The organism is Pseudarthrobacter sp. MDT3-1 (genome assembly GCF_054510755.1).
In genome coordinates this window covers 57,707-69,793 of sequence record NZ_JBTNDX010000011.1, presented here as the reverse complement: position 1 = coordinate 69,793, position 12,087 = coordinate 57,707, and the positions used below count along the sequence as shown (strand labels likewise).

Here is a 12,087-nt window from a genome sequence, read left to right as displayed (position 1 = left end):
CGCCGTGGGCCGGAGTGTGGGTTGGCTTAGCTGGTAACAAGGCGTCCCAGCAGCTGCTCCAGCCCGAACCGCTCCTCCAGCTGCGCCCGGGTCAGCTGGCCGTGGTAGTGCTCCTCCAGCAGCGGCATCAGCTCGTATTTCCAGATCCGGCGAAGCCCGGCCGGCGTCTGGGCGGCCGTCTTCATAAAGTACGACGGGCCGATCATCAGGTCCCGGTCCCACTCGTCGATGGCGGCGTTCAGCGCATCCAGCAGCAGCGCCGGTGTGGTGTCCAGGTCCCGCACCTGCAGGAACCGCAGCAGCGACCCCTTCACGGGCTCCGTCTGCGGGTGCAGCTCGATGAACGCGAACCGGCGTCGGATGGCGGCGTCCATCATGGCGATGGACCGGTCCGCGGTGTTCATGGTGCCGATGATGTACAGGTTGTCCGGCAGCGTAAACGGCTCGTTGGGGCTGTATTGCAGGTAGATCCGGTCATCGCGGTATTCCAGCAGGAAGTACAGCTCGCCGAATACCTTGGCCAGGTTGGCGCGGTTCATCTCGTCAATGATCAGGAAATAGGGCTTCTTTTCGTTCCCAGGCTTGGCGGCTTCCTCGGCCAGCCGGCGCAGCGGCCCCGCCACGAGCTTGAAGGACACCTGGCCCTCGTCCGTCTTGTCCGGCCGGTAGCCCTCGAAAAAGTCCTCATACGCGTACGACGGGTGGAACTGCACCAGCTTCACCCGCTCGTCCGTGCTGTCCTGGGCCAGCTCCGCCGCGAGATGCTTGGCCAGGTACGTCTTGCCCGTTCCGGGCGGCCCGTACAGGACCAGCTGGCGGTTCTCCTCCAGCAGTTCCGCGATCTCCTGCAGCGGCTCCAGGTCCATGTGCAGCGAATCCGCGAAGTCGCGGCTGAGCGGGCGGAAGCCCTCCTGCACAGGGGGCACGACGGCGGCAGGTGCGTCGGCGTCGTCGTCCTCCGGTTCCGCCTCGGCCGGCACGAGCGCCTGGAGCGCCTGCACCACCCTGGTGACGTCGACAACGATCCCCGAGGTGGCCAGCTGGCGCTGGACGTGGCGGGGCAGGTCCGCGGTGGCGTGGCCGTCGTCGTCCAGCCAGCGCACCTTGCGCCGCAGCCGGCGGTTGTCGTCGTTGTGCTCGGGTTCGCCCAGCACCACGCCCAGCCGCACGGTGCCGGCGTGCTGGAACAGAACAAGGTCGCCCGGCTTCATGACCGTGAGGAAGGCAAACACCGCCGTTTTGGTGTCCTCCCGCTCGACGTAGCCGAGATGCTTGTAGTCCTCGTCCACGGCGTGCTGCACCAGCCCCGCGGTCACGCCGGGGTCCAGGTGGCGGAGATGTTCGACGTCGAGCGTCACCTTCTCCTCGTCCTGCCACGCAGTGAGGAGGTCAGCGTTATCGCTGTGGGTACGCAGGAGCCACGCGCGTCGGCCGGGGTCCCCCACTTTGCGCCACTGGCTGACCAGCTGGCGGGCGTACCAGTCGATGCGCTGGCCCGCCTGTTCATCCAGGTGCAGGCGGATGCGGTTAATGTCCGCGGTGATTTCCTCGTCGGAATCGCCCTTGGCCCCGCCCACCAGCGAGGCGAAGGCGTCGCGGATTTCCTGCCGCTCCACGTCCGCCACTACCGGCTCGAAGTAGCTGGGCCAGGCAAGGTACTCGATGCTGCGGCGGATGGCGGGCTGGTCCGCCGGGGTGCCCGCGGCGAGCTCGTGGAACTTCAGCGGGTCCTTCAGCGCCTTCGCGATGGCCACCGGAACCTGCTGGTCCACATGCTGCACAAACCGGCAGAGCCACTTCAGGTGGTCCCAGATGGTCCAGTTGAATTCGGCGGTGCGGTCCCTGATCACGCCGTGGTCCGTCATGCCCTTGTAGAGTTCCTCGGGCAGCTCCAGCGGTGGCTCCAACCAGGACGCAGCCTCCGCCACCCGGGCGCGCTTGACCTTCAGCGACTTGACCTCGTGCGCCAGGGGCAGTGACTGCAGGAAGAGCAGCTCCACGGCCAGCTGCTTGGCCTCCCGGGAGGCGTCCTCGAGGTTCTGCCGGAGGTTGGTCATCATGGGCGCCTTGGCGTCCGCGGCTCCCCGGTCCAGGCGCTCCAGCAGCTCCGCCGCAGCCTCCGCTGTCCAGGTCAGGGTGTTCCCGTCCAGGGCCGACGGCTTGCCCTGCAGGCCCGGTCCCAGCACGAACCAGGCCGCGTCCTCGATCTCCTTTGAGACACCGAGGGCGCGGTGCATGGCAGTCTTAGGATTTGGGGTCATGGATTCAAATTTACAGGCTCAAACTGGATGCCTGCTCCGAAGACCCTGGCGGTGTGCAGATCCGAGGCCTGCTATTTGACTGCCCCGAGTCCGGCTCCGGGCCGCTTGCGCCCCAGGATGAAGTAGCCCATCGGCCCGATGAAATTGATCAGTGCGGCCACCCGCCAGGCTGCCTTCGGCCCGTTGATTTGCGCCGCCGGACGCTTGGAGATGTCGCGCTGGGCGGCCAGCATCAGCGCCACCTGCCCTATCCCGATGACCACGAATCCCGCCCGTGCCGCCGGTGACATCTCTTTCCAGGTCTTTTTGTTTTTCTTGGCCATGGTCAACGCTCCTTATTGGGTATTTCCAGTTTCCGGTGTGCGCCGTGCCTGCGCAACGGGTGTGCAGGCACGGCGCCGTGCGGTTCAAAACGTGAACGGCTCAAACGGTGAACGGGGCCAGCCGCTCCTTCTGCTCCGGCGTCAGGCGCAGGACGCGGCCGGAGGCCTCGTCCACAAACGCCAGATGGCTGCTGGCCCGGACGCACTCCTCCCGGGTGACCGGGTCCTGCACCACGTAGTGGATGTCGAAACTGGCGCCCTTCACCGCGCCGATCCACACCTGGACCACTGCCGGGACATTGCGGTATTCCAACGTCCTGACGTAGCGGATCTTGTGGTCCACCACCAGCGCCAGAGTTCCCTCCGGAACGTCGTTGAAGAGCGACACTTCCGGTTCGATGCCGGGCAGGCCGGCACCCCGGGGAGGCCCGAACGCTGCGATCCGGGCCTCCTCGAGCATCCTGACAATCTGGACGTTGTTGATGTGCCCATAGGCGTCCATATCGCCCCAGCGCATCGGGACCAGGACCTCGATGCGCCGGGCGGCTCCGGTTCCCAGCGCGCTCAGCTGTGGACCGCCGTCGAATCGTCCACAACGGTTTCCTCAACATCGGAACCGGCGAACTGGGACATGTACAGCCGGTAGTAGGCACCCTCAGCCGCCAGCAGCGTCTTGTGGTTGCCCTGCTCCACGATCTTGCCGTTCTCCATCACCAGGATGGTGTCGGCGTCGCGGATCGTGGAGAGCCGGTGGGCGATCACAAAGCTGGTGCGGTCCGTCCGCAGCGCCGCCATGGCCTTCTGGACCAGCAGCTCGGTGCGTGTATCCACGGAGCTGGTGGCCTCGTCCAGGATGAGCAGCGACGGGTTGGCCACAAATGCGCGGGCGATGGTGATCAGCTGCTTCTCACCGGCGCTGACGTTGTTGCCTTCTTCATCAATCACGGTGTCGTAGCCCTCCGGCAGGGCGCGCACAAAGCGGTCCACGAAGGTGGCCTTGGCGGCTGCCATGACCTGCTCCTCGGTGGCGTCCAGGTTGCCGTACCGGATGTTGTCGTAAATGGACCCGCCAAACAGCCACGCATCCTGGAGCACCATGCCCACCTTGGACCGCAGCTCGGACCGGCTCAGGTGCGTGACATCCACGCCGTCCAGGGTGATGGACCCGGAGTTGAGCTCGTAGAAGCGCATCACGAGGTTCACCAGGGTGGTTTTGCCGGCCCCCGTGGGACCCACGATTGCCACGGTGTGCCCGGGTTCTGCCGTGAAGGACAGGTTTGCGATCAGCGGCTTGTCCTCGGTGTAGCTGAACGTGACATCCTTGAACTCCACATGCCCGTCGGTCTTGGCCGGCAGGTGCTCGGTGGCGGTCTCGGAGTCCTGCTCATCGGCGTCGAGGAATTCAAAGACCCGCTCCGAGGACGCGACGCCGGACTGCAGCATGTTGGCCATGCCGGCCATCTGGCCCAGCGGCTGCGTGAACTCGCGCGAGTACTGGATGAACGCCGTGGCGTCGCCCAGGGACATCGAGCCCGAGGCCACCCGGAGGCCACCCACGACGGCGATGCCCACATAGCTGAGGTAAGAAACGAACTGCATGACGGGGAAGATCATGCCGGAGACGAACTGGGCTCCGAAGCTGGCCTTGTAGAGGGCCTCATTCCGCTCTTCGAAGCGTTCCAGCATGTCAGCGTCACGGCCGAAGACCCGCACAAGATCGTGCCCGGAGAAGGACTCCTCGATCTGGCCGTTCAGCTCGCCCGTGTTCTTCCACTGGGCGGCAAAGAGCTTCTGGCTGCGCGAGCCGATCAGGCCGGCAGCCACACCGGACAGCGGCAACGCCACGAGGGCGATGAGAGCAAGCTGCCAGGAGACGATGAACATCATGATGACGATGCCGATCACTGTCAGCAGCGAGCTGATCAGCTGCGCGAAGGCCTGCTGCAGCGCCTGCTGGACGTTGTCGACGTCGTTCGTCACTCGGGAGAGGACGTCGCCGCGCTGGCGGGTGTCGAAGTAGTTCAGCGGGAGCCGGTTCAGCTTCTTTTCGGTGTCGTCCCGGAGCCGGCGGATCACCTTCATGACGATGCGGTTCAGCACGTAGCCCTGCAGCCAGAGGAAGATGTTGGCCACAAAGTACATCAGCAGCACGATGGCGATCAGGACTGAGAGTTTCTGGAAGTTGATCCCGGTGCCGGGAACCAGCTCCATCCGCGACACCATGTCCGCGAAGTTGTCCTGCCCCTGCTGGCGCAGGCCTTCCACGAACTCGTCCTTGCTGGCGCCCGCGGGGAGCTGCTTGCCAACCACGCCGCCGAAGATGACGTCCATGGCCTGGCCCAGGATCTTGGGGGCGATGACATTCAGGACCACAGAGACCACCACCAGGGCCACCACGGCGTAAATGCCCACAGCCTCAGGCTTCAGGAGCCCCAGCAGGCGCTTCGCCGAGGGCCAGAAGTGCTCGGCCTTCTTGGCGGGCATGCCGCCGAACATGTCGCCGTCGGCCTCGGAGGGCTTGTATTCCTCCTCGAAGAAATCGTCGTCCTCCAGGAGGTCTTCCGGAGTTACGGAATCCGGGTTCGTTTCGGTGGTCGAGCCTGTCGTTTCGGTGGTCGAGCCTGTCGAGACGTTCTTGGCGGCGCTCATGCCATTTCCTCCACGCTCAGCTGGGATTCAACAATTTCCTGGTAGGTGGGTGAGGTTTCCAGGAGTTCCTCATGCGTTCCGCGGTCCACGATCCGGCCGTTGTCCAGGACCAGGATCTGGTCTGCGTCGGTGATGGTGGAGATCCGCTGGGCCACGATGATCACTGTGGCGTCGGCGGTGGTCTGTTTCAGCGCGGCGCGGAGCCTGGCATCGGTTGCGACGTCCAGCGCCGAGAACGAATCGTCAAAGAGGTAGACCTTGGGTTTTGTGATCAACGCCCGGGCGATGCAGAGCCGCTGCCGCTGGCCGCCGGAGACGTTGGTGCCGCCCTGCGCGATGCGGGCGTTCAGTCCGTTCTTCTTCTCGCGGACAAAGCCCTCGCCCTGGGCGATCTGCAGCGCGTCCCAGAGTTCCTGGTCCGTGGCCTCGGTCTTGCCGAAGCGCAGGTTGTGCTCGATGGTGCCCGAGAAGAGGTACGGCCGCTGCGGTACCAGGGCCACGCGCTTGGTGATCTCGGCACGGTCCAGGTTGCTGACGGAGACGCCGTCCAGGAGGACTTCGCCCTCGGCGATGTCGTACAGGCGCGGCAGCAGGGCCAGCAGCGAGGTCTTGCCTGCACCGGTGGAACCGATGATGGCAACGGTCTCGCCCGGCTTGGCGGTGAAGCTGATGTTGCTCAGCACCGGCGTCTCGGCACCGGGGTAGGCAAAGGTGACGTTCCGGTATTCCACTACCCCGGCCAGCGTGGCGGGAGTCTCAGGACGTTCGGGATCGTGGATGGAGGGTTCGACGTCGAGCACTTCACCGATGCGGTCCGCGCAGACGGAGGCGCGCGGGATCATCATGGCCATAAACGTGCCCATCATGACGGCGATCAGGATCTGGAGCAGGTACTGCAGGAAGGCGGTCAGGGCGCCCACCTGCATTTCGCCCGAATCCACGCGCTGGCCGCCGAACCACAGCACCGCGGCCGTGGACAGGTGCAGGATCATGCCGATGGCCGGGAACATCAGGACAAACAGGGCCCCGATTTTCAGGGAGACGTCGGTCAGGTCCTTGTTGGCAACGCCGAAACGCTCGGTTTCATATGGTTCGCGGACAAATGCGCGGACTACGCGGATGCCAATGATCTGCTCGCGAAGGACCGCGTTGATGCGGTCGATCTTCTTCTGCATGGAACGGAACAGGGGCATGAGCCGGACCACCAGGTAGCCCACCACCACGATCAGCACGGGCACGGAGACCCAGACCAGCCACGACAGGCTGATGTCCTCGCGCAGCGCCATGATGATGCCGCCGATGCACATGATGGGGGTGGCCACCATGAAGTTCAGTCCCATCAGCACGAGCATCTGGACCTGCTGGACGTCGTTGGTGCCGCGGGTGATGAGGGTGGGGGCGCCGAACGTGTTCACGTCCTTGGCTGAGAAACTGGTGACCTTGCGGAACACCCCGCGGCGCAGATCGCGGCCCACGGCCATGGCCGTTTTGGAGCCGTAGTAAACGCCGGCGATGGCGGTGCCCACCTGGACAATGGCCACCAGCAGCATCACGGACCCGGTCCGCCAAATGAAATCCGTGTCCCCGCGGGAAACGCCTTCGTCGATGATCTGGGCGTTGAGGCTGGGAAGGTAGAGCGCTGCGATGGTGGACGCCAGCTGGAACACAACGACGGCCACGATGTATGGCATGTACGGTTTGGAGTAGCGCCGTATGAGGGTGAGGAGCATGCCCGTGAATCCTTAGGAAGAGAGCGCGAAACGATGAGGATAAGTGGTAACAGACGGGGCTGACATTTCTCAGCCTACCCACTCTACGAAATCCGTTGCCCGGGCGAAACATCTACGGTAAATATCATCCGATCGGCGTACTCCCCCACACGTTCCTCCCCACTCACCTGCGCGAACGGACACTTGCGGCCGGATCCGTGGGGCCTCAAGTGTCCGTTCGCGCGTCTGTCAGCGGTCGCGCGTCGGTCAGCGGTTCGCGGATGCGAGTTCCGGCGTCGTGCTTTCAGCGTCTGCGCCTGCGTCGGCGCCGACGCCCGTCCCCGCCCCTGACTGGGCCTCCGGCTGGATGTCAACGGTGCGCCGCAGCGGGCGCTCCTTGATGAACAGGACCGAGATCAGGGCTACCACCGCAACGCCGGCGGAGATCAGGAAGGCCTCGGCGGTGGCGTCGCCGTAAGCGGCGCGCATGATCTCGCGGACCGGTGCGGGCATGTCAACGAGGTCCATGCTGGCTCCGGCCGACCCGCCCGCCACCGGGATGCCGGCCGCTGCCAGGCCCTGCGTGGCGAGTTCGCTGACCCGGCTGCTGAGGACGGCGCCGAGCACGGACACACCGATTGCGCCGCCCACCGAACGGAAGAAGGCAACAGACGCGCTGGCCGAGCCGATATCTGACGCCCGGACCGTGTTCTGCACTGCCAGGACCAGGTTCTGCATCAGCATGCCGAGGCCCACGCCCAGGATGGCCGTGAAGATCCCGGCCTGCCACAGTTCGGTGGTGTGGTCCATGGTGCCGGCCAGGCCGAGGCCGCCGATCAGCAGGGTGGACCCGCCGATCAGGTAGCCCTTCCACTTTCCGGTGCGGCTGATGAGCAGACCGGAAACGACGGAGCCGGTCAGGTTGCCGGCGATCATCGGCAGCGTCAGGAGCCCGGCTTCGGTAGGCGTGGCGCCGCGGGCCACCTGGAAGTACTGGCCCAGGAAGGTTGTTGAACCGAACATCGCGATGCCCACGGCCACTGAAGCGATGATGGCCAAAGCGGTGGTGCGTTCGGAGATGATCTTCAGCGGGATGATGGGCTGCTCCACCTTGGATTCCACCAGCACCAGCAGGGCCAACAAAACCACACCGCCGCCCACCATGGCGGCCGACTGCCAGGAGACCCAGTCGTAGTAGGCGGGGTTGCCGGCGAAGGAAACCCCGATCAGGAGCAGGCTGACACCCGAGGTCAGCAGGATGGAGCCAAGCCAGTCGATCTTGACGTGGCGCTTGATGCGCTCGATTTTCGAGGGTGATCTGGAGCAGGATCAGCGCAACGACGGCGAGCGGCACGCAGACGAAGAAGGTCCAGCGCCAGCCCAGCGGGCTGTCCACGATGAATCCGCCCAGCAGCGGGCCGCCGGCAGTGCCTACCGCCATCACGGCGCCCATGTAGCCGGAGTATTTGCCGCGGTCCCGCGGCGGGATCATGGTGCCGATGATGGCCTGCGCCAGCGCGGTGAGCCCGCCCATGGCAACACCCTGGATAACGCGGGCGGTGAGCAGCAGCGGGATGGTCTCGGAGAGTCCGGCCATGACGGAGCCGGCCACAAAGATGACAATGCTCAGCTGGACCAGGAGCTTCTTGTTGAAGAGGTCGGACAGCTTGCCCCAGATGGGGGTGGTGACGGCGTTGGCCAGCAGGGCGGCGGTGATCACCCAGGCGAAGTCGGTCTGGGTGCCGTGCAGATCGGACATGATGGTGGGCAACGCGTTGGCAACGATGGTGCTGCTGAGGATGGCGGTGAAGAACGCCGCGAGGAGCCCGGTCAGGGCTTCCATGATCTGGCGGTGCGTCATAGCCAAGGGCGGTGCGGCGGGTTGGCTCGACATATCAGTGCTCCTGGAGGTTCTGGGGTGCGGCGGCTGGTGCCGCGGTTGAAGGTGCCGGGAGTGCATGTGCCCGGGCTGAATGCTTGAGGGACTCCGAGAGTTTTGTCAGGATCAGTGCCGTGTCTTCGGCATCCTCCTGGCTCCAATCGCTGAGGTACTCCTGCAGCGTGGCCGTGCGGCGCTCTTCGATCTTCCGGAGCTTGTCAGCGCCGGCCGGCGACAGGGCAACCAACTGGGCGCGGCCGTCGTCGGGATCCTGCCGCCGGATGACGTAACCCAGCTCTTAAAGCGCGAGAGGACACTTGGGGCCCTTTGGAATGGGGCCTCAAGTGTCCTCTCGCGCTGTGGTGGAGCGGGGGCTGTGGTAGAGCAGGGGCTGTGGTGGAGCGGGTGCTTTGGTGCTGGGTGTTCAGTCGTCCAGGTGGGTGGGGCCGAACATTTTGAGCAGTGTTTCGACGACGACGACGTTGGGTCCGTCCGCCGCGAAGCCCGCCTTGAGCGCGTCCCCGACGTCCTCGGGGGCCACCCGTGTGGCCGGCACACCGAATGCTTCGGCGAGCTTGACGAAGTCGGGGCGCGCAAGCTCGGTGGCCGTGGCCTTCCCGAACGCGCCCACCATGTATTCACGCAGGATGCCGTAGCCGCCGTCGTCCACGATCAGCCAGGTGACCGGGATGTTGTGCTGCTTGGCGGTGGCGAGTTCGGAAATGGAGTACATGGATGAACCGTCACCGGACACGGCGAGGACCCGGCCGGGCTTGCCGACTGTTTCCAGCCCGACGGCGCCGCCGATGGCTGCCGGGAAGCCGTAGCCCAGGCCACCGGCACCCTGGGCCGAGTGGAACTGGCCCTGCCGGGCATCCCAGCAGCTCCAGCCCCAGTACGCGGAAATGGTCATGTCCCAGAAGGTCTGCATGTCCGCGGGGACGGCTTCGCGGATGTCGGCCATGAACTTCAGCTCTTTGCCCAGGTCCTGGGATTCCAGCCGTGCCTTGACCTTGGCGAGCGAGTCCTTCACCAGGTCCTCCGGGGCGGTCCCGTGCCAGCTGCGGATGGTGTCGACGGGCGCAATCAGGGCCTCGTCGAGGGCGGCGAGGGCCTGGCCGGCGTCGGCACGGATACCCAGACCGGGGCTGTTCGATTCGAGGACGCGCGGCTCAGCGTCGATCTGGATGATGCGGCCGCGGGGCGCGAACGTGAAGTAGTTGGACGTGACTTCACCGAGGGACGAGCCGATGACAATCAGGACGTCGGCATCTTCCAGGAGGTCCGTCATATGCCGGTCCTCGATCCAGGACTGCAGAGAAAGCTCATGGGTCCACGGGAACGCGCCGTTGCCGCCAGGAGTGCAGATGACCGGCGCCCGCAGCTTTTCGGCAATCGAGAGCAGCGATTTTTCGGCCCGGCCCCGCCGGGTACCTCCACCGGCGATGATGGCGGGACGTTCCGCCGTCGACAGCCATTTCACTGCTTCCCGGACCAGCTCCACGCGCGGCGGGTTGTCCGCTGCTTCGGCGAGCGCGTCCTCCACCGGGGGCACCATGATGGGATCCAGCAGCACGTTCTGCGGGATTTCCAGCCAGACCGGGCCCTGCGGCGAGGAGATGGCTTCGGTCCAGGCATCCTGGATGGCCGACGGAATGCCGGACGCGTGCTGGATCAGGCGCTGGCTCTTGGTGACGTTCGCGGCCGAGGCCTTCTGGTCATCGAGCTGGTGCAGCATGCCCTTGCGGCGGGCGCCTAGTCCTTCGAGCGGGATCTGGCTGGCCACCACCACCATGGGCACACCCGTGGCGTAGGCCTCCTGCAGGCCGGCCAGGGACGTCAGTGCACCGGGTCCGGTGGACAGGAACAGCACGCCCACTTCGCCGGTGGCGCGGGAGTACCCGTCCGCGGCGAAGGCGCTGTTGTTCTCCACGCGGGAGGACACGAAGTGCAGGTTGCCGCGGCCCATGGCGTCAAACAGGCCGAGCGCGTGCTGGCCCGGGATGCCGAAGACGGTCTTGGCGCCGAGCGCTTCAAGGGTTTCGACGACGAGGTCCCCGCCGTTGCGCTGGCTGGTCCCCTTGGTAGGTGCTGCTGTGCCCGGATCGAAATCAATCATGGTGGCTATTCCTTGGTTCCGGCGGCGAAACCGGCAGGTTGGCGGGCTTCTTGGCCGAGAGCTTGGGCGGCGTAGCCGTTGGCGGTCCCGAACCGGTCACCTTCAACAGCATTGTCCGCCATCAGGGTGATCAGTTCATAGGCCACATGGCTGGCTGCCACGCCGGTGATTTCGGCGTGGTCGTATGCAGGAGCAACCTCGACGACGTCGGCGCCCACCAGGTTCATGCCGCGGAAGCCCCGGATGATCTCCAGGAGTTCGCGGCTGGTGATCCCGCCGGCCTCGGGGGTTCCGGTGCCCGGCGCGTGTGCGGGGTCCAGGACGTCGATGTCCACGGAGATGTAGAGCGGGCGGTTGCCGATCCGGTCGCGGACCTTGGCAACGGTCTCCAGGACGCCCTGGTAGTAGACGTCCGCGGAGGTGACGATGCCGAACCCGAAGCGATGGTCGTCGTCGAGATCCTTTTTGCCGTAGAGCGGGCCGCGAGTGCCGATGTGGCTGATCGCTTCCGTGTCCAGGATGCCTTCCTCAACGGCCCGGCGGAACGGGGTGCCGTGGGTGTATTCGGCGCCGAAGTAGGTGTCCCAGGTGTCCAAGTGGGCGTCAAAGTGCAGCATGGCAATGGGTCCGCCAGCCCGCTCGGCAGCCGCGCGGAGCAGCGGCAGGGCGATGGTGTGGTCCCCGCCGAGCGTCACCAGCTTGCTGCCGGCCGCGGTGAGGTCCAGGGCATTCTGCTGGATGGTTTCGATGGCTTCGTTGATGTTGAACGGGTTGACCGCCATGTCGCCGGCGTCGGCCACCTGGATGTTTTCGAATGGGCTGACGTCCCAGGCCGGGTTGTAGGGCCGGAGCAGGCGGCTCGCTTCCCGGATGTGGTTGGACCCGAAACGGGCGCCGGGGCGGTACGAAACACCCGAGTCGAAGGGCACTCCCACCACCGTCACGTCAGCCTTGGCCACCTGGTCCAGGCGCGGCAGGCGGGCGTAGGTTGCAGCGCCGGCATAGCGCGGGATACGGGATGAATCGATGGGGCCAAGGTTGCCGTTGGCTTCGATGCGCAGCTCTTTCAAGATGAGCCTCTCCTTCGAGGATTGATCGGCGGGTGTGACAGCCATCATAGCCTGAAGTTTCCTTATGCGCATCAGTT

8 protein-coding genes and 1 pseudogene are annotated in these 12,087 nt (G+C 65.5%); all 9 read right to left on the bottom strand.

All coding sequences use genetic code 11. The features are described 5' to 3' along the window. Nucleotides 1-26: 26 nt before the first annotated feature. Nucleotides 27-2,261, bottom strand: a complete 2,235-nt coding sequence (locus ACX80X_RS10635) for an McrB family protein (RefSeq protein ID WP_459311938.1) — start codon at nt 2,259-2,261, stop codon at nt 27-29. Nucleotides 2,262-2,332: 71 nt separating this feature from the next. Further along, nucleotides 2,333-2,584, bottom strand: a complete 252-nt coding sequence (locus ACX80X_RS10630) for a PLDc N-terminal domain-containing protein (protein WP_141139620.1) — start codon at nt 2,582-2,584, stop codon at nt 2,333-2,335. Nucleotides 2,585-2,684: 100 nt separating this feature from the next. Further along, nucleotides 2,685-3,101, bottom strand: coding sequence for an acyl-CoA thioesterase (locus ACX80X_RS10625; protein ID WP_056346767.1), 417 nt, complete (start codon nt 3,099-3,101; stop codon nt 2,685-2,687). Between the two features lie 47 nt (nt 3,102-3,148). Next, nucleotides 3,149-5,233, bottom strand: coding sequence for an ABC transporter ATP-binding protein (locus ACX80X_RS10620; RefSeq protein ID WP_374210084.1), 2,085 nt, complete (start codon nt 5,231-5,233; stop codon nt 3,149-3,151). Then, complete coding sequence (locus tag ACX80X_RS10615; RefSeq protein WP_058929912.1) at nt 5,230-6,963, bottom strand: ABC transporter ATP-binding protein; 1,734 nt, start codon at nt 6,961-6,963, stop codon at nt 5,230-5,232. The genes ACX80X_RS10620 and ACX80X_RS10615 overlap by 4 nt, the downstream gene beginning before the upstream one ends. A gap of 246 nt (nt 6,964-7,209) precedes the next feature. Next, nucleotides 7,210-8,803, bottom strand: a pseudogene (locus tag ACX80X_RS10610) (MFS transporter). Nucleotides 8,804-8,837: 34 nt separating this feature from the next. Continuing rightward, nucleotides 8,838-9,068 carry a hypothetical protein gene (locus ACX80X_RS10605; RefSeq protein ID WP_252599390.1) on the bottom strand — a complete coding sequence of 77 codons (231 nt, stop codon included), beginning with the start codon at nt 9,066-9,068 and terminating at the stop codon, nt 8,838-8,840. A 177-nt stretch (nt 9,069-9,245) separates the two neighbouring features. Then, a complete protein-coding gene (locus ACX80X_RS10600; protein WP_252599391.1) occupies nt 9,246-10,940 on the bottom strand; it encodes a thiamine pyrophosphate-binding protein in 1,695 nt (564 codons plus the stop codon). 5 nt (nt 10,941-10,945) lie between these two features. Further along, nucleotides 10,946-12,010, bottom strand: a complete 1,065-nt coding sequence (speB, locus tag ACX80X_RS10595; protein WP_056347317.1) for an agmatinase — start codon at nt 12,008-12,010, stop codon at nt 10,946-10,948. Nucleotides 12,011-12,087: the final 77 nt, after the last annotated feature.